Below are 18,259 nucleotides of genomic sequence, written 5' to 3'. Positions count from 1 at the left end.
ATGTGTTAGGCCTGCCGCCAGCGTTCAATCTGAGCCATGATCAAACTCTTCAATTTAAAAGTGTTTGATGCTCAAAGAATTAAAACTGTTTATAAAATCAGTAGTCACTCTTCAAGACTTGATATTTTTTTGCATCCGGAGATGCTGAGATATCAATCCTGCGAGTGCCCACACAGATTGTCTGATAAATTGTTAAAGAGCAGTGAGTTAGGCGCTTTCGCTTGCTAACTCGAGGTGGCGTATATTACGCTTTCCTCTTTCAGAGTCAAGCGTTTATTTTCGCTTTCGTCTGACTGACTACCGGGTTGTGAAGCCGCTTTCGAAGCCGCTTCGCCGTGTCAGTGGAGGCGCATTATAGGGAGTTCTCAGAGCCTGACAACCCCTAATTTGAAAAAACTTTCTGACCGCTCACTTTTCAGGCTAAAAGCACAAAACCCGGTCAATAATGGCTATTTTACAAACAAAAACGAGCCCAAATGGGCTCGTTTTTTTTACGTTAAGTGGCTTACTGCACGGCCACAATGCGGTCGTCTTTGACTTCCAGCTTAATTGTTTTCCCAGGAATCAGCTCACCGGAAAGGATTTGCTGAGCCAATGGGTTCTCAATTTGCTGCTGAATAGCGCGTTTCAACGGACGTGCACCGTAGACCGGGTCGTAGCCGTTCTCGCTGATGAGCTTCAATGCGTCATCTGAAATGCTGACGCCATAGCCACGCTCTTCCAGCCGTTTGTACAGACGCTGCAGCTGAATCTGAGCAATAGAAGCAATGTGGCGCTCACCGAGAGGATGGAAGACAACAACCTCATCAATACGGTTAATGAACTCCGGACGGAAGCTTTGACTCACCACGCCCAGCACCAGATCCTTCATATGGCCGTAATCCAGTTCACCGAAACGCTCCTGAATTAAGTCTGAACCAAGGTTAGAGGTCATAATGACAACCGTATTACGGAAATCAACAGTACGGCCCTGCCCATCGGTAAGACGGCCGTCGTCCAGAACCTGCAACAGAATGTTAAACACATCCGGATGCGCTTTCTCTACCTCATCAAGCAGAATAACGGAATAAGGACGGCGACGAACGGCTTCCGTCAAATAGCCACCTTCTTCATAACCGACATAACCCGGAGGCGCACCCACTAGCCGCGATACAGAGTGTTTCTCCATAAACTCGGACATGTCGATACGCACCATCGCATCGTCACTGTCGAACATAAAGTTCGCTAACGCTTTGCACAACTCAGTCTTACCTACCCCGGTTGGCCCCAGGAACAGGAACGAACCTATTGGGCGATTAGGATCGGACAATCCAGCACGGCTACGACGAATCGCGTTAGAGACAGCTTCGACGGCTTCATCCTGACCAATCACACGCTGATGAAGCTCTTTTTCCATACGTAATAGCTTGTCACGCTCCCCTTCCAGCATTCTGGCTACCGGGATCCCGGTCCAGCGAGCCAGGACTTCGGCGATTTCTGCATCCGTCACTTTATTACGCAGCAGACGCATGGTTTTCCCTTCGCTTTGGGTCGCTGCGGACAGCTGTTTTTCAAGCTCCGGAATTTTGCCGTACTGCAATTCAGACATGCGTCCAAGGTCACCCACGCGGCGAGCCTGCTCAATTGCGATTTTCGCCTGCTCAAGCTCAGCCTTAATGGTCTGCGTCCCTGACAGCGAAGCTTTTTCCGCCTTCCACTCTTCTTCGAGCTCCGAATACTGACGCTCTTTATCTTCCAGCTCTTCATTCAGCATGCTGAGGCGTTTCTGACTGGCTTCATCAGATTCTTTCTTCAACGCCTGCTGCTCCAGCTTAAGCTGAATAATGCGGCGATCGAGGCGGTCCAGCTCTTCAGGCTTGGAGTCTATCTGCATACGGATGCTGGATGCAGCCTCGTCGATGAGGTCGATAGCTTTATCAGGCAACTGGCGATCGGCAATATAGCGGTGGGACAGCGTAGCTGCCGCGACAATCGCCGGGTCGGTAATTTGTACATGGTGATGCAGCTCATAGCGTTCTTTCAGCCCGCGCAGAATCGCAATGGTGTCTTCTACAGAAGGCTCGGCCACGAAAACTTTTTGGAAACGACGCTCAAGCGCGGCATCTTTCTCTATATATTGACGGTATTCGTCGAGCGTGGTTGCGCCAACGCAATGCAATTCACCTCGGGCCAGGGCTGGCTTAAGCATGTTCCCGGCATCCATAGCACCGTCGGCTTTGCCTGCCCCGACCATGGTATGCAGCTCGTCAATAAACAGAATGACGTTGCCTTCCTGCTTAGCAAGATCGTTCAGCACACCTTTGAGACGCTCTTCAAACTCACCCCGGTATTTTGCACCGGCCACCAGCGCCCCCATATCCAGCGCAAGCACGCGTCGGCCTTTCAAGCCTTCAGGTACTTCGCCATTAATGATGCGTTGTGCAAGCCCTTCGACGATGGCTGTTTTACCCACGCCCGGTTCACCAATCAGTACCGGGTTATTTTTGGTACGGCGCTGCAATACCTGGATAGTACGCCGAATTTCTTCATCACGACCGATTACCGGGTCCAGCTTGCCTTGTTCAGCTCGCTCAGTTAAATCAACGGTGTATTTCTTCAATGCCTGACGTTGATCTTCGGCACCTTGATCGTTCACGTTCTCCCCTCCACGCATTTGCTCAATCGCGGCGGTTACGTTGGCTGGCGTTGCGCCTGCGGCTTTCAGCAGGTCGGTCAGAGTGCCGCGTGAGTCAAGTACCGCCAGAACAAACAGTTCTGACGAAATAAAGTTGTCGTTTCTTTTTTGTGCAAGTTTGTCGCACAGGTTCAGTACACGCACCAAATCCTGAGAAGGCTGGACGTCACCGCCGGTGCCCTCTACCTGTGGCAGGCGGCTTAATGCCTGCTCGATGTCGGTACGTAATTTGCCCGCGTTGACCCCCGCAGAGGTCAGTAACGGACGCACAGAGCCCCCTTCCTGATTGAGCAGAGCGCTCATCAGATGCAGAGGTTCGATGAATTGATTGTCGTGCCCAAGAGCAAGAGATTGGGCATCGGCGAGAGCAAGCTGGAATTTATTGGTAAGACGATCCAGACGCATAACTCCTCCCATAAACAGGTCAAATTTGCTACTGGAGATTAAATGAGGTCATCCCTCAATTATTCAAGGTTAATGACCTGAAATATATGAAGCGCGAGCGACACGCACTGGATCGTCTTGATTCGATAGGTTATATCAGCCAGATGAAACTTGCCATACGACCCGTTATTCTGTCGCGGCGGTATGAGAAGAAATCGCCACTTTCGGTCCAGGTACAGCGGTCGCCGCCGTACACCTGCGTAACACCCACGTTCGCCAGCCGCTGCCTTGCAAGCTGGTAGATATCAGCATAGTACTTTTCGCCCGCTGCGCTAAAAGCGTTTGCCGCTTTTTCGTCCTTCGCCATAAAGGCTTCGCGAACTTCCGGCCCCACTTCGAACGCCTGAGGACCAATTGCCGGCCCTAGCCAGGCGCGAATATTCTGTGGGCGATCCTGGAAACAGGCTACCGTCTCTTCGAGCACGCCTTCACATAAACCGCGCCAGCCAGCATGCGCTGCCGCAACTTCAGTTCCAGCCTCATTACAAAACAGCACCGGCAGACAATCCGCCGTCATCACCGCGCAAACCGTCCCCGGCGTATTGCTATAAGAAGCATCCGCTCGCTTTGAGGCATATGGCTCGCCCGTTAGCTTCAACACAGTTTTCCCGTGAACCTGCTCAAGCCAGACCGGCTTCGAAGGCAAGCCTGCGGCGGCATAAAATAATCGACGATTCTCTTCAACATCAGCCAGATCGTCGCCGCAATGGGCCCCCAGATTCATCGAGTCATACGGTGCGACGCTAACGCCACCCACGCGGGTTGAGCTACAGGCAGCAACGCCTTCAGGAAGAGGCCAGTGCGGGACGATCGTTTTGGTCATAGCCAGTCCAGTTGGTCTTTATGGGTTTCGGTATCAGCGCGTAGAGCTTCGATCAGTTCAACCATATCCTGTGGGATTGGCGCGCTCCACTCCATCAGAATACCACTGATAGGATGGTACAGGCGCAGCATGGTTGCGTGTAAGGCCTGGCGATCAAACTTGCGCAGTACGCTGACGAACTCTTCCGATGCGCCTTTCGGCGGACGAGGACGGCCACCGTAAAGCTGATCGCCCACCAGCGGATGGCTGATATGCGCCATGTGAACGCGGATCTGGTGAGTACGGCCGGTTTCCAGGCGCAAACGCAGGCGCGTATGCACGCGGAAGTGCTCCATAATGCGATAGTGAGTGACCGCCGGTTTGCCCATTGGATGCACTGACATGTGGGTACGTTTAGTTGGATGGCGGCTGATTGGTTCTTCAACCGTACCACCACCGGTCATATGACCAATTGCAACGGCTTCATACTCACGGGTAATTTCTCGCAGTTGAAGGGCTTCAACCAGGCGAGTTTGCGCCGGGACAGTTTTTGCCACAACCATCAGGCCGGTGGTGTCTTTATCCAGACGGTGAACAATGCCCGCACGAGGCACATCCGCAATTGGCGGGTAATAGTGCAGCAACGCATTGAGCACAGTACCGTCCGGATTGCCCGCACCGGGGTGCACAACGAGGTCGCGTGGCTTATTGATCACCAGAATATCTTCATCTTCGTAGACGATATTTAGCGGGATATCCTGAGCCTCCCAGCGGACCTCTTCTTCAATTTCAGCATTGATGGTTACGCTTTCGCCACCCAACACTTTCTCCTTCGGCTTGTCCCAGACAACGCCGTTGACCGTAACTCGCTGGTCAAGAATCCATTCTTTTATGCGCGAACGCGAATAATCCGGGAACAATTCGGCCAATGCCTGATCTAAGCGTTGACCCAGTTGTGAATCGGACACCGTTTCGGTGAGTTGTACTAGTTGTGCCATAGACAGCTTCTTTCGTTAACGTTGGGTTTTACGGCAATGCCGTTTAATATAATGTGCTATTGTAGCTGGTCTTTATCGGGAGCCGGAACACGAACTCTCCCGGAAATAACATTACTTAGGAAAGTCAAACGTCATGACGCGCATGAAATATCTGGTGGCAGCGGCCACGTTGAGCCTGGCTTTGGCTGGTTGCTCCAGTTCCAAGGATGAGGTTCCTGATAATCCGCCTTCTGAGATCTACGCGACTGCCCAGCAAAAGCTGCAGGACGGTAACTTTAAAGCGGCGATAACGCAACTGGAAGCGCTGGATAACCGCTATCCATTCGGCCCGTACTCTCAGCAAGTGCAGCTCGACCTGATCTACGCCTACTACAAAAATGCGGACTTACCGCTGGCTCAGGCGGCGATCGATCGCTTTATGCGCCTCAATCCAACTCATCCAAACATCGACTACGTACTTTACATGCGTGGCCTGACGGACATGGCGTTGGATGACAGTGCGCTGCAGGGCTTCTTCGGCGTTGACCGTTCCGACCGGGATCCCCAGCACGCACGCGATGCCTTTAACGACTTCTCGAAGCTGGTGCGCGGCTACCCGAACAGCCAGTACGTTACCGATGCGACTAAACGTCTCGTGTTCCTGAAAGATCGCCTGGCGAAGTATGAGCTTTCCGTGGCGCAATATTACACGAAACGCGGCGCGTGGGTGGCAGTAGTTAATCGCGTAGAAGGTATGCTGCGTGATTATCCTGACACTCAGGCTACCCGTGATGGCCTGAAGCTGATGGAAAATGCCTACCGCGAGCTGCAGATGCCGGGTCAGGCAGAGAAAGTCGCGAAGATCATTGCCGCCAACAGCAGCAACACCTGATCGACAATATAACAAGAAAAACGGCAGCCTCGGCTGCCGTTTTTTTATCTGCCGACGCAAAAACTGAAACGGTTTAGCGTCAGGTCATCTCATCAAATATGGACGTGATTTCTGATAACCACAAGCCTTAAAAGCACATATCCTGTCCTGCCTCACAAAAAGGTCTCCTTGACAAAAAGTGACAAAATAACGTGATTTACATCACACATTTTGACATTAAGAACGGTATGCTGGAGTTACCAAGACGGCAAAGACAAGAGGTAAATTTATGACAATGAACATTACCAGCAAGCAAATGGAAATCACCCCAGCTATTCGCCAGCATGTCGCCGACCGTCTCAGCAAACTGGACAAGTGGCAAACTCATCTCATTAATCCACATATTATCTTGTCCAAAGAGCCTCAAGGTTTTGTGGCTGATGCCACGATTAACACACCGAATGGGCACCTCGTAGCCAGTGCCAGACATGAAGATATGTATACGGCTATCAACGATTTGATCAACAAACTGGAGCGGCAGTTAAATAAAGTGCAACACAAAGGTGAAGCACGTCGCGCAGCAGGTTCAGTGAAAGACGTGTCCTTCGCAGAAGCAGAAGCTGACGAAGAGTAATACATCACTCTCCTTCCACTCACCGCAACGCGCCTCCGGGCGCGTTTTTTATTGACAGAACGAAAACAGAGCAGGTACTTTACCTCTCAGATTCCTCAGGAAACCTGACATGAAACTTTTCCCGTTCCTCTTCGCATTCTTTTTTACCTTCCCCTGACTGGGAGGCAATTCGTCGTGTGATAAAGAATGCGAAGACGAACAAACAAGCCTCCCAACCGGGAGGCTTTTTTTATGGACACCGAAAAGGTAGCGTTATGACCGAAATTAATCCGTTGCTGGCCCTGCGCGATAAAATCAGCGCGCTGGATGAAAAGCTGTTAGCCCTGCTGGCAGAGCGCCGCCTGCTAGCGGTTGAAGTTGGCAAAGCCAAACTTGCTTCTCACCGCCCGGTACGCGATATCGATCGTGAAAGAGATTTACTGGAACGCCTGATTACTCTCGGTAAAGATCACCATCTCGATGCCCACTACATCACGCGCCTGTTCCAGCTCATTATTGAAGATTCTGTTCTGACCCAGCAAACTCTGCTGCAGCAGCACCTGAACAAAACGAACCCTCACTCTGCCCGCGTCGCTTTCCTCGGCCCTAAAGGTTCTTATTCTCATCTTGCTGCGCGCCAGTATGCCGCGCGCCACTTTGAGCAGTTCATCGAAAGCGGCTGTGCCAAATTCCACGACATCTTCAATCAGGTGGAAACCGGCCAGGCCGATTACGCTGTAGTGCCAATCGAAAACACAAGTTCGGGGGCCATTAATGATGTCTACGATCTACTGCAGCACACCAGCCTGTCGATTGTCGCCGAAATGACCGTGCCGATTGACCACTGCGTACTGGTTTCCGGTTCCACCGATCTCGAGGAAATCCAAACGGTTTATAGTCACCCTCAACCTTTCCAGCAGTGCAGCCAGTTCATTAATCGCTATCCACACTGGAAAATTGAATACACCGAAAGTACCTCTGCCGCGATGGAAAAAGTCGCTCAGGCCAACTCTCCTCACGTTGCCGCTTTGGGCAGCGAAGCCGGCGGCGCACTTTATGGCCTGCAGGTGCTGGAGCGTAACCTCGCGAACCAGACCCAGAACATCACTCGCTTCATCGTTCTCGCCCGTAAGGCCGTCGAAGTATCCGACCAGGTACCAGCGAAAACTACATTGCTGATGGCGACTGGCCAGCAGGCTGGTGCCCTGGTAGAAGCACTTCTGGTATTACGCAACCACAGTCTGATCATGACTAAGCTGGAATCGCGCCCAATCAACGGCAACCCGTGGGAAGAGATGTTCTATCTCGATATTCAGGCAAACCTGAAAGATGAGAGTATGCGTAAGGCGCTGCGCGAGTTGGGGGAAATCACTCGTTCTCTGAAAGTGCTCGGCAGCTACCCAAGCGAAAACGTGGTACCGGTCGACCCGGCCTGATAACAATGCCAGCCCGGCTAAAACCGGGCTGCACAAATCACACTTCCCGAAAATTCAGTTTTTCCATTCCGGCCACCGCAACGCGGAGGGTGAAAATCGCCCCGGAAAGCGGTAATCGGGCCACTTCATCTTCGTCCATGTTTTCTCTGGTGGTGGTAATAAACAGTGTTTTCATATCCTCGCCGCCAAAACAGACCATCGTCGGGCAACGCACGGGCAAGCGATGCTCTTCCACAATCTCACCCTGAGGAGAAATACGCACAATGCAGTAGCCATCAAACAACGCTGTCCAGTAATAGCCTTCGCAATCCATCGCCGCGCCATCAGGAATGCCCTCACCTTCGGCAAACCGCCTGAAGACTTCACGTCGGCCTGGCTCGCCTTGCTCATCCAGCGGCGTGCGGTAAATCACGGCATTGGGCGTGTCAGAGGTATACATCCATTTGCCGTCCGGGCTAAATGCAAGCCCGTTTGCGCCATGAATATCATGCTGAACTACATGCGGCGCCAGATCGTTATCCACCCGGCAAAGTAGCGCGCCGTTGTAATCCCCTGGCCCCCAGAACGTGCCGGCATAAAAACGCCCCTGTCGGTCGGTGCCGCCATCGTTGAAACGCGCCAAATCCGGGTTACTCGGGTTATCACAGACTTTGCCCACGATCAGCCCGGTATTATTGGTTAGCCAGATACCGCTGCGCATCGCCACAATAAATCCGCCCGACTCACGCAAGGCAAAACAGCCTACTTCTTCAGAAAACTGAATAACGTCATGTTTGCCGCTGGCCAGATGGTAGCGGTGGATTTCATTCTCCAGAATATCCGTCCAGTAGAGGCTGCCTTCTTCTGCACTCCACGTAGGGCATTCGGGTAAGTGACCGGTATAGTCGAACAGCAACTGCGGCTCAGCCATTTCAGGGATCCTTTTGACAAACAAAAAAGCCAGCGGGCAAAATCCCACTGGCTTTTGATTATAAGACCTTTTGGCACCTACTGACGGTTATCATTTGCCTGCCGTAACAGAACGCGGCTCTCATTCTGGAAACGCTGCGCGTAATCCCCGAACCAGTGCTCCACTTTCCGGAAGCTGTCGATAAACGCCTGCTTGTCGCCATGTTCCAGCAGGCCGATCGCCTCGCCGAACCGTTTATAATAACGCTTGATCAGCGCCAGGTTACTTTCCGACGACATGATGATGTCGGCATAAAGCTGTGGATCCTGGGCAAACAGTCGGCCCACCATTGCCAGCTCCAGCCGGTAAATCGGCGAAGACAGCGCCAGCAGCTGTTCAAGCTGCACATTTTCTTCCGCCAGATGCAGGCCATAGGCGAAGGTCGCAAAGTGGCGCAACGCCTGAATAAACGCCATGTTCTGGTCATGCTCAATCGCGCTGGAGCGGTGCAAGCGCGCACCCCAGACCTGAATCTGTTCCAACAGCCACTGATAGGCTTCAGGCTGACGACCATCACAGTAGACCACAACCTGTTTTGCCAGGCTGCCGCTATCCGGGCCAAACATCGGGTGCAGGCCAAGAACCGGGCCCGAATGTACGGCAAGCATCGCCTGCAGCGGGCCATTCTTCACCGACGCTAAATCCACCAGGATGCAGTCCGCCGGCAGCGGAGGCAGCTTAGCGATAACCTGCTCGGTGATATGAATCGGTACGCTGACAATCACCATGCCCGCATCGGCCAGCAGCGCCGGTGCTTTGTCCCAGTCTTCTTTTTCAAGAATACGAACCTGGTAGCCGGAAAGCGTCAGCATTTTTTCAAACAGACGGCCCATCTGGCCCCCGCCGCCAACAATCACCACCGGACGCAAAGCAGGATGCAGGGTTTTAAAGCCCTTGTCGTTCTCGCTGGAGTACGACTCGCGCATCACGCGGCGCAGCACGTCCTCAATTAAATCCGGCGGAACGCCCAGAGCTTCAGCCTCTTTGCGGCGAGACGCCAGCATGGAGGTTTCTCGCTCCGGCACATAAATCGGCAAGCCGAAACGGCTTTTTACTTCACCCACTTCCGCCACCAGTTCCAGTCGCTTAGCCAGCAAATCCAGTAGCGCCTTATCCACTTCGTCGATTTGATCGCGCAGCGCGGTCAATTCAGCCACCATAGTAAACCTCTTATGCCTGACGAGCCGCCAGCACGCCGCTCAGAGCTTTGTGGATCTCACGCAGCAGGCTGTCCGTAGTTTCCCAGTCGATGCATGCATCGGTAACGGACACGCCGTATTTCATTTCGCTACGCGGCTGCTCTGATGATTGATTCCCTTCATGGATATTACTTTCAATCATCAGGCCAATAATAGAGCGGTTACCATCTTTAATCTGGGCAATGGCGGATTCGGCCACGCCCGGCTGGCGACGGAAGTCTTTATTTGAGTTGCCGTGGCTGCAATCGATCATCAAGGACGGACGCAGGCCGGCTTTCTGCATTTCTGTTTCGCACTGGGCAACATCAGCCGGGCTATAGTTAGGCGCTTTACCACCGCGCAGAATCACGTGCCCATCCGGGTTGCCCTGAGTCTGCAGCAGGCAAACCTGCCCCGCCTGGTTAATGCCTACGAAACGGTGCGGCATTGCAGCGGCGCGCATCGCGTTAATCGCCGTGCCCAGGCTACCGTCAGTGCCATTTTTAAAACCAACCGGCATAGAAAGGCCAGAAGCCATTTCGCGGTGAGTCTGGGATTCAGTGGTACGCGCACCAATTGCAGACCAGCTAAACAGGTCGCCCAGGTATTGCGGGCTATTGGGATCCAGCGCCTCGGTTGCCAGCGGCAGCCCCAGGCTTACCAACTCAACCAGCAGGCGACGCGCAATTTTCAGCCCTGCTTCCACATCAAACGAGCCATCCATGTGCGGGTCGTTGATCAGCCCTTTCCAACCCACGGTCGTACGAGGCTTTTCAAAATAGACGCGCATTACGAGGTACAGACTATCGCTAACTTGTTCAGACAGAGCTTTAAAACGACGAGCGTATTCAATCGCAGCTTCCGGATCGTGGATCGAGCAAGGTCCACAAACAACCAGCAGGCGCGGATCGCGGCCAGCAATAATATTGGAGATAGTCTGGCGGGACTGCTCAATTTGCGCTTCCTGAGCCGCAGTGAGTGGAAATTCCGCTTTCAGCTGATCCGGCGTGATGAGTATCTGTTCGTCAGAGATATGAACGTTGTTAAGCGCGTCTTTTTGCATGATGTCTGTCCTGTATTTAGCTCGTTTGCGATAGTCGTTTCCTCGTAGAGGAGACCTTACTGTAACCGCCGACAGTAAAGATTGCAATCCATTATACGTAAATTAATCGTTACACAACCAATTAAATGCCGCATGCAATCGCCAAATTCGTAAATAAAAAATTACACAGGACATAAAAATGCACATTTTATGGTCAAACTTGCATGACTAAACAAAAGCGCGCGTAAAAATTCATTCCACCTTCTATGCTGATATTATCCCCCACGTGTGCGTTTTTCGTGGGGAAACTGATAACGATTTACACCATCTTTCCAGGGTTATTCTCGTTATTATTTTGGATAATCAGGAATATCATCACACCTGGGAATGAATGACGGAAATACGTAGGAGTGATATGCTCAAAGGCAACATCATAAATAATAAAGACTGGCTTCACCGGCCAGGATGCTTTTGGGCTGGTGGCGCGTGAAAACCACGTCTCAACTCCGCGGGCTGACGTTATTTTTAACGTTTATCGTCCTCGCGCTAACGATATTCAGGATGCAGGCTGCACAGGCAACAAGCCCCGTGCTGCCCGACAAAGTCCGCACTACAGTGGCCGGGATTGTCAGCTACACCCGCTGGCCTCAGCTACAGGGGCTTCCAAAGCTCTGCATATTTTCAACGGCAGCCTATGCCACGACGCTAAGCACAAAAAATAGCGATATTTCATATCAACCCTTCATCGTTCAGTCATCAGACGAGGCATTGCGAGCGAACTGCGACGGGATATATTTTGGTAACGAGTCACCACAACAGCAGTTGCAATTAATAGAACGTTATCAATCCCGGCCTTTATTGTTAATTGCCGAGCAGAACCCACAATGCATAATTGGCAGTGCTTTCTGCCTGAATATTCATAATGACGCAGTTTCTTTTTCGGTAAACCTTGATGCCCTCAGCCGCAGCGGCGTCAGGGTTAGTCCGGATGTATTACTGCTGGCTCGGCCAGGGAATAATAGTCATGAATAAGGATTTGACTACGCCGTCACGTCCAACGTTTAAAGGAACGTTACGTAGAATCAGCATAATCAGCGTGGTTATTGCCATGCTGGCTGTCTGGCTGCTGCTTTCCGTCGCTTCGATGCTGACGCTAAAACAGTATGCGCAAAAAAACCTCGAATTGCTGGCGGTGACTGTTAGTCATAGCCTGGAAGCCGCCGTTGTTTTCCGTGATGGCACCGCGGCCAATGAAACCCTGGCCGTGCTGGGCAAGCAAGGGCAATTCACCGCCGCAAAGGTGGTAGATGTTAATGGTCAGGAGCTCACGCACTGGCAGGCAGATAAGCCGTCTCAGCATGACATGGTGAGTGGCCTGGTTACCCGATGGCTATATCCTCATCCGATCAGGCAGCCTATCTGGCATAACGGGAAAATCATCGGGGAAATGCGGCTGATAGGCACGGATGCTACCGTGACTTTGTTTGTCTGGCTCTCATTAGGCGTGCTGACGGCCTGTATTTTACTCGCGTCAGTTATCGCATTAGGCATTTCACGTCATTTACATCGCGATATTGATGCCGCGCTGCAGAATATTACTGACGTTGTCCACGACGTTCGCAGCAACCGTAACTTTTCTCGCCGCGTATCACCGGAAAAAATTGAGGAGTTTCACCTCTTTGCCCAGGACTTCAACAGCCTGCTGGATGAGATGGAAGAATGGCAAAAACAGCTTCAGCTGAAAAATGCTTCGCTGCAGAAAACGGCCCTGCAGGACTCATTGACGGGCCTGGCAAACCGAGCAGCCTTCCGAACCGCGCTGGATAAACTGATTGCAGATCCCGAAACCCTCCAGAACAGCGCCTTGCTGTTTATGGACGGCGACAACTTCAAATTTGTTAACGATACCTGGGGACATGCGGCCGGGGATACTGTGCTTATTGAAGTCGCAAAACGGTTACAGGTGTATGCCAATACGCGCTACCTCGCCTTCCGCCTCGGCGGGGACGAATTTGCCATGCTGCTTCATTCTGTGAATAGCGAAGAACAAGCCGCTTCCGTGCTGGAACAGTTAAAAGAAATGGTCGAGCAGCCGATCCTTTTACCAGGCGAGCACTGGGTCACCATGACCCTAAGCATCGGCGTTGCGCTCGCGAAAGATATCACCTCAGCGGAAAGCCTGATGGAAACTGCTGATCGCAATATGTACATAGAAAAACACAAGCAACGTGAGTTGCTAATAAAACCGCCCCAAAGGGATACATTATGAAAGCTTCACGCTTATTTGCACCGGCAATCCTCTTCTCGTTTCTGTTAACTGGCTGTCAGGCACCGCCATCGACGTTCTCTCCTGAACAGGTTGCCGCGATGCGCTCGTACGGATTCTCTGAGTCAAACAACGGCTGGTCACTTGGACTGTCAGACAAGATCCTGTTTGGTAAAAACCAGTACAAGCTGCAGCCTGAAAGCTACCAGACCATCCAGAGTATGGCCGCCAAACTCTCTGCGACCGGCCTGAAACACGCCCGCATGGATGGTCACACGGATAACTACGGTGAAGACGGCTACAACGAACAACTCTCCCTCAAGCGAGCTAATATCGTGGCAGATGCCTGGGCCGAAGGTGCTCACATCCCACGCAGCAACCTCACAACCCAAGGTTTGGGTAAGAAATACCCGGTGGCCAGCAACAACACCGGCGAAGGCCGCGCGGAAAACCGCCGCGTCGCGGTCGTCATCACCGCCCCATAATCAAGGCCGATTTAGAGCATAAAAAAGGGCTGCCTGATGGCAGCCCTTTCAGTCCGGTGACAAACAGCCGAAAAACGTGGTTTTCGACTGTTTGGGGCAAACAACAAAACACAATTCACATGTTTTTCAGCCAGAGTGATGACCTTTACAAGCGCACGATGCTTTCTTTTTCCCATAAAAAAGGGCTGCCAGATGGCAGCCCTTTTATTTGGATGTCGCCTAAGCGAATCTTAGTTAAGACGCTTTTACTAAAGCACATGGAAAAACATAGATTTTTCTTTATAAACAGAATGTTATATACCTATCTGGTGCTGCGAGATGCGGTCAAAAACATGCTGCGTGGGCACAACATGGACACATTACTCAAACTTCTTCAACCGGTGCTTTAACTAAAGCACGATATTTAGTTATTATGGGAATGGCCTCTTCAGGTATGGTTCCCCATCTTGAATTGTAATAGTGCTCACAGGTTAAATCTAAAATACTTCTACAAAATCCTTCTATATGCCACATAGGAAGTTCACTGTTATTATTCATATTCGATTCTTCCTTTTCCATCATACCTAAGTAAGGCATGCATTGCGTAATTCTTTTTTCGAATTCTTCAACAGTGGAATCATACCTTCTTATTTCATCAAGAAGCTCTGGAATATCCTCATTTGAGAATTTCCTCCCAGGCGAGTATTCATTAATTAATTTTATTAAGTTGTCTGAGTTCAATGCCTCATCTTTATTTATCACTTCTCCTTGAGTTTCAATTCTATCGTTATAGGAAATTTTCAAATCTTTTATACTGTCAAATTTTTCATCGGCAAGCTCAATGAGAGCGCTTAATTTACTCAAGCTTCTTTTAATCTCTCTAGGCGCATCTTTCTCTCGTTTATATAAGAGTTTGTGGCTTATCGCTGCCCATGTATGCATCAGCATTGTTCGGACTTGTATCTCCATCTTAAACCCACCCAAATTACGATAATTCGGGACATTTAACCACTCATCTTTAATTTTACATATCAAATGCCTCGAGGAGTATCCAAAACGATCGACATCTATTTCCTTTTGCTTATCTGATCCAGAAGTAACATCAAACTCCTTTCTGATAATATCTTCAATTCTATCTAAGTCAGACTCATAATAACAAATAATTCTAATCCCACAGAAATCCTCAATTTCCTCCAAAGGGTTAACATATACTTTTCTTGTCAACTTAACCCTCAATGAGTCTATAGTTTTCACCCTGCCTTCAATATTGAATATAGAAACACTTTCATCCTCTACCAGCTTTCTAAGCACAGGCATCGCTTGACTCATCAAAGAAACATAAAATGGATACTGTTTCTCATACTCCTCACAGTGGTCAATCATAATTTCCCTCTTATTCTAAACTAATCTTTGATAATGGATTATAAAGTACAGCATCCTCTAAATGATCAGGGGAAAAATGAGAATAGCGCATAGTTTCACGAATATTCGCATGACCTAAGATTCTCTGTAACACCAAAATATTCCCACCATTCATCATAAAGTGACTCGCAAACGTATGGCGTAACACATGCGTTTTCTGCCCCTCAGCTAACTGTATATCGGTCAGCGTGAGCATTTTCTTGAATTCTTGATAGCAAGGATGGAACATTTTTCCCTGCAGAGGAGCCAGTTCTTCATACAGCCACCGTGGGATCGGTACTGTTCGGTTCTTCTTCCCCTTCGTTTTCGTGAAAGTCAGCTTGTGGGGTGATAGCTGTGAACGGGTCAAACGTTCAGCTTCGCTCCATCGAGCGCCGGTCGTCAGGCATACTTTAACAATGCGAGTTAAATAAATTTTTCCGTATGACTCACAGGCGTTGAGCACTTCTTGAATTTGCGGGTGAGTAAGCCACGACATTTCTTTTTCGGCTTCTTTGAAAACACGCACGCCTTCGAGAGGGTTTGGCAAACTCCACTCCCCCAACCGCTTCAGCTCGTTGAAAACAGCTTCGAGGTACTGTTGTTCCCGGTTCACAGTCACAGGTTTCGCAATCCACTTTTCGGGATTTGCGTGATAGCCATTGTCGATTTCACCCTTGAGACGTTTATCTCGATAGTGGGCAAAGTCTTTGGCGGTAAGTTGGGTCGCAATTGGATCACCAAGCCCACGACAAACTATGCGTAGTTTAGCCAATCGGGATTTGCTGGCGGCCAGCGACTGGCCGTGAAGGTTATGCCAGAGTTCAATCAGTTCACTCAAGCGTCGACGGTCTTCCTTCTCACCCATCCACGGCTTATTTTTCGCCTCTTCACGGTAATACTGTTCAAAGGCAACAGCTTCACCTTTGGTGGTGAATTTCTTTCGCACTCGGCGGCTTTCAGCGCCATCTACGCGGAAATCGCAAAGCCACTCACCAGAGGCTAGTTTTTTTATCGCCATAATTCTTTTAGCTAGTTCTGCTCAGGGTAAGGTGTACCAGGCCAATGCATTCAACCTCTGAGACTGCGCACTGAAAATCAGTGCCTGAATTGCTCACCTTGATTTTATTGCCTGGAATTCTCGCAACATCGTAAATGTCATGATCGCCATCAATACTCAGCAACCAACGGCCATTAGAGATATCAGTAGTATCAAAATCGATAATCCAGGAGCTTAGCCCCTTACAAACGTACTTCGGGCTAGTTACCGCATCTGAAAGAAGCGAATCATCAACAATCCATTTATCATTTTCGACCAGATTGCCAGCCAGAATATCGAAGCGGATTAACGTCCTCATCCTACCTTGCGTATGGTCTGTATCGAACTTACTTCCCTTCCCTGTCGCTAACCAACGCAGTGATACCCCCGTATCCAGAGCGCAAGCTACCACCACATCACCAGGGAAATAATCTCGCCTTATCCATGTGCTGATCGTCCCTGATGACAACTCGTGCATATCACCAAGCTGCTTTTGCATAGTGAAACCATAAGCGTCCAGCATGCGCTGCAACACAGCTTTTCCACCTTCTAGTTCGTTCAGTTTCATCTTAAAAATCCGAGTAATCGCAAAAATCCAATTTGACAACTTAAATAAATGAGATTAGATTCCGCTTAAACCTGAAAAATGCACGCCAATGCACAGGAATGACTATCAACAGAGGATGATCACTTATGACTTCACAAATTGCAATCCCGTCTGGCGCAGACCTCATGACTTATGACGAATTTGCTGAACGCTACGGCTACAGCATTCGCACGGTAAAACAGATGGTTGCTGATGGAGACCTACTCCTGATGCCTCGTAAAAAAGACGGTGGTGCCGCACGTATCAACATGATTGCTTTCCGCGCCCGCCTCCTAGCCCAGGGCATCAATTGTCGCTATGTGGCCGCCTGAACAACTCGATTATTTAAGCTAACGAGGAAAAGCGCATGTTTGATTTTCAAGTTTCCAAACATCCTCACTATGACGAAGCATGCCGGGCATTTGCTCAGCGGCACAATATGTCGAAGCTAGCCGAGCGTATGGGTATGAACGTTCAAACCTTACGTAACAAGCTTAACCCAGAACAGCCTCACCAATTGACGCCGTCTGAATTGTGGCTACTGACTGACCTGACCGAAGACTCAATCTTGGTTGATGGCTTTCTCGCGCAAATTCATTGTCTGCCGTGTGTACCGGTTAACGAGCTGGCGAAAGACAAATTGCAGTCTTACGTCATGCATGCAATGAGCAAACTCGGCGAGCTGGCCACTGGAGCAGTATCAACAGAACGTCTCACCCCGGCGCGTAAAAATTCGATGGTTGAGAGCATTAATTCAGGGATCCGAATGCTGTCTCTTTCTGCGATGGCATTGCAGGCTCGTTTGCAGGCTAATCCGGCTATGTCGAGCGTGGTCGATAGCGTGAGCGGTATCAGCGCATCATTTGGGATTATCTGAGGTGACCATGCTGAGGAATGAGCCATCATTTGCTTCACTGCTGAAAAGCCAAAGCCCCTCTATGCACTTCGGGCATGGCTGGATATCCGGGAAAGATGGTAAGCGCTGGCACCCAAGCCGCGACCAGTCTGCATTGTTAAATGGTCTTTGCGCTAAAAAGCCATCTTTGTTTACCTGGCTGATTAAACGTTGGGGGATTAAATGAAAAGTGCTGCGCTCTCTTCATCCGTTCCGGCCGCAAAAAAAGAATTTAACAATGTGTACTTTATGCACGCGCGTATTGATGAGCCGCTAAAAATGACCGGCGACGAATGTCTCGCACGTTTTCGCCAGCAATTAAAGGCGACGAGTAACGCCGCGCAGCGTAATTTTAATAAGCTGGACGACAATTTTAAATTCGTCGTCCTGACACTGGCGAACCGTAAAGAGCCTGCAGCATTTAAGTCTGACGAAATCGGCAAGCCGTTTGAGTATTTCGATAAGCCGCGCCGCTTTCTCATTATTGAGTCGATGAACGAATTAACGCGCTGGGGAAGCATTCTGCCGCGTCGTTTTTCAAAACACGATATTTATCTAGCTGATTAATTAACCACTTTTAAAAACAAAGGCGTAAACCCGCCGGGCATTCTTTTGCCTAAAT

General features: G+C 50.2%; 20 protein-coding genes and 1 other annotated feature. Of the genes, 11 read left to right on the top strand and 9 right to left on the bottom strand.

Annotated elements, in window-relative coordinates; translation table 11 throughout:
• Nucleotides 1-505 precede the first annotated feature (505 nt).
• The 3 genes from clpB to rluD form a co-directional block, all read right to left on the bottom strand.
• The gene (gene clpB / locus F3J28_RS20350) at nt 506-3,079 is read right to left on the bottom strand and encodes an ATP-dependent chaperone ClpB (RefSeq protein ID WP_166879241.1); all 2,574 of its coding nucleotides are present in this window, start codon (nt 3,077-3,079) and stop codon (nt 506-508) included.
• Nucleotides 3,080-3,209: 130 nt separating this feature from the next.
• Entirely contained in the window at nt 3,210-3,941 is a 732-nt protein-coding gene (gene yfiH, locus F3J28_RS20345; protein WP_166879238.1) for a purine nucleoside phosphorylase YfiH, read from the bottom strand.
• Nucleotides 3,938-4,918 carry a 23S rRNA pseudouridine(1911/1915/1917) synthase RluD gene (gene rluD, locus F3J28_RS20340; protein ID WP_008458156.1) on the bottom strand — a complete coding sequence of 327 codons (981 nt, stop codon included), beginning with the start codon at nt 4,916-4,918 and terminating at the stop codon, nt 3,938-3,940. Before rluD ends, yfiH begins: the two co-directional genes overlap by 4 nt.
• 133 nt (nt 4,919-5,051) lie before the next feature.
• Here rluD and bamD point away from each other — a divergent pair, with 133 nt between their 5' ends.
• The 4 genes from bamD (at nt 5,052) to pheA (ending at nt 7,817) form a co-directional block, all read left to right on the top strand.
• Nucleotides 5,052-5,789: an outer membrane protein assembly factor BamD gene (gene bamD, locus F3J28_RS20335; protein ID WP_008458157.1), complete on the top strand. Its 738-nt coding sequence runs from the start codon at nt 5,052-5,054 to the stop codon at nt 5,787-5,789.
• 268 nt (nt 5,790-6,057) lie between these two features.
• Nucleotides 6,058-6,402 carry a ribosome-associated translation inhibitor RaiA gene (raiA, locus tag F3J28_RS20330; protein WP_008458158.1) on the top strand — a complete coding sequence of 115 codons (345 nt, stop codon included), beginning with the start codon at nt 6,058-6,060 and terminating at the stop codon, nt 6,400-6,402.
• 108 nt (nt 6,403-6,510) lie between these two features.
• Nucleotides 6,511-6,635: a sequence feature (Phe leader region), on the top strand.
• Nucleotides 6,512-6,559 carry a hypothetical protein gene (locus tag F3J28_RS22400; protein WP_205247269.1) on the top strand — a complete coding sequence of 16 codons (48 nt, stop codon included), beginning with the start codon at nt 6,512-6,514 and terminating at the stop codon, nt 6,557-6,559. (Overlaps the previous feature by 48 nt.)
• Nucleotides 6,636-6,656: 21 nt before the next feature.
• A complete protein-coding gene (gene pheA / locus F3J28_RS20325) occupies nt 6,657-7,817 on the top strand; it encodes a bifunctional chorismate mutase/prephenate dehydratase (protein WP_166879236.1) in 1,161 nt (386 codons plus the stop codon).
• Nucleotides 7,818-7,854: 37 nt separating this feature from the next.
• Here pheA and F3J28_RS20320 read toward each other — a convergent pair whose 3' ends face one another.
• The 3 genes from F3J28_RS20320 to aroF form a co-directional block, all read right to left on the bottom strand.
• On the bottom strand, nt 7,855-8,727 hold the full coding sequence (locus tag F3J28_RS20320) for an SMP-30/gluconolactonase/LRE family protein (RefSeq protein WP_166879233.1): 873 nt from the start codon (nt 8,725-8,727) through the stop codon (nt 7,855-7,857).
• Nucleotides 8,728-8,804: 77 nt separating this feature from the next.
• Nucleotides 8,805-9,926 (bottom strand): bifunctional chorismate mutase/prephenate dehydrogenase, encoded by a 1,122-nt coding sequence (tyrA, locus tag F3J28_RS20315; RefSeq protein ID WP_166879230.1) that lies wholly within the window; start codon nt 9,924-9,926, stop codon nt 8,805-8,807.
• Nucleotides 9,927-9,936: 10 nt separating this feature from the next.
• Nucleotides 9,937-11,007: a 3-deoxy-7-phosphoheptulonate synthase AroF gene (gene aroF, locus F3J28_RS20310; RefSeq protein ID WP_166879228.1), complete on the bottom strand. Its 1,071-nt coding sequence runs from the start codon at nt 11,005-11,007 to the stop codon at nt 9,937-9,939.
• A gap of 540 nt (nt 11,008-11,547) precedes the next feature.
• Between aroF and yfiR the strand changes: the two genes are divergently transcribed.
• From yfiR to F3J28_RS20295, 3 genes are read left to right on the top strand one after another with little or no spacing between them, the layout of a single operon-like run.
• Nucleotides 11,548-12,018: a regulatory sequestration protein YfiR gene (gene yfiR, locus F3J28_RS20305; RefSeq protein WP_205247268.1), complete on the top strand. Its 471-nt coding sequence runs from the start codon at nt 11,548-11,550 to the stop codon at nt 12,016-12,018.
• Nucleotides 12,011-13,255, top strand: coding sequence for a diguanylate cyclase DgcN/YfiN (gene dgcN, locus F3J28_RS20300; protein WP_166879223.1), 1,245 nt, complete (start codon nt 12,011-12,013; stop codon nt 13,253-13,255). The genes yfiR and dgcN overlap by 8 nt, the downstream gene beginning before the upstream one ends.
• Nucleotides 13,252-13,737, top strand: a complete 486-nt coding sequence (locus tag F3J28_RS20295) for an OmpA family protein (protein WP_166879220.1) — start codon at nt 13,252-13,254, stop codon at nt 13,735-13,737. Before dgcN ends, F3J28_RS20295 begins: the two co-directional genes overlap by 4 nt.
• Nucleotides 13,738-14,100: 363 nt before the next feature.
• On the opposite strand, the gene F3J28_RS20290 is transcribed toward F3J28_RS20295, so the two are convergent.
• Genes F3J28_RS20290 through F3J28_RS20280 form a run of 3 tightly spaced genes read right to left on the bottom strand, consistent with a single transcriptional unit; the run spans nt 14,101 to nt 16,724 of the window.
• Entirely contained in the window at nt 14,101-15,099 is a 999-nt protein-coding gene (locus F3J28_RS20290) for a GTP pyrophosphokinase (RefSeq protein ID WP_166879218.1), read from the bottom strand.
• A gap of 10 nt (nt 15,100-15,109) precedes the next feature.
• The gene (locus tag F3J28_RS20285) at nt 15,110-16,138 is read right to left on the bottom strand and encodes a phage integrase (RefSeq protein WP_166879216.1); all 1,029 of its coding nucleotides are present in this window, start codon (nt 16,136-16,138) and stop codon (nt 15,110-15,112) included.
• A 7-nt stretch (nt 16,139-16,145) separates the two neighbouring features.
• Nucleotides 16,146-16,724: a phage repressor protein CI gene (locus tag F3J28_RS20280; RefSeq protein WP_166879214.1), complete on the bottom strand. Its 579-nt coding sequence runs from the start codon at nt 16,722-16,724 to the stop codon at nt 16,146-16,148.
• Nucleotides 16,725-16,849: 125 nt separating this feature from the next.
• Between F3J28_RS20280 and F3J28_RS20275 the strand changes: the two genes are divergently transcribed.
• The 4 genes from F3J28_RS20275 (at nt 16,850) to F3J28_RS20260 (ending at nt 18,204) form a co-directional block, all read left to right on the top strand.
• Entirely contained in the window at nt 16,850-17,074 is a 225-nt protein-coding gene (locus F3J28_RS20275) for a QIAIP family phage-derived DNA-binding protein (protein WP_166879212.1), read from the top strand.
• A gap of 35 nt (nt 17,075-17,109) precedes the next feature.
• On the top strand, nt 17,110-17,619 hold the full coding sequence (locus tag F3J28_RS20270) for a phage regulatory CII family protein (protein WP_166879210.1): 510 nt from the start codon (nt 17,110-17,112) through the stop codon (nt 17,617-17,619).
• Nucleotides 17,620-17,626: 7 nt separating this feature from the next.
• On the top strand, nt 17,627-17,824 hold the full coding sequence (locus tag F3J28_RS20265; RefSeq protein WP_166879209.1) for a phage filamentation protein Fil family protein: 198 nt from the start codon (nt 17,627-17,629) through the stop codon (nt 17,822-17,824).
• Between the two features lie 92 nt (nt 17,825-17,916).
• Nucleotides 17,917-18,204: a hypothetical protein gene (locus tag F3J28_RS20260; protein ID WP_166879207.1), complete on the top strand. Its 288-nt coding sequence runs from the start codon at nt 17,917-17,919 to the stop codon at nt 18,202-18,204.
• The last annotated feature ends 55 nt before the right edge of the window (nt 18,205-18,259 follow it).

Origin of the sequence: Enterobacter sp. Ap-1006 (assembly GCF_011752835.1) — a bacterium.
Classification (GTDB): domain Bacteria; phylum Pseudomonadota; class Gammaproteobacteria; order Enterobacterales; family Enterobacteriaceae; genus Cedecea.
Note: the sequence above shows the minus strand (reverse complement) of the source record. Positions and strands in the feature narration are given on the sequence as shown.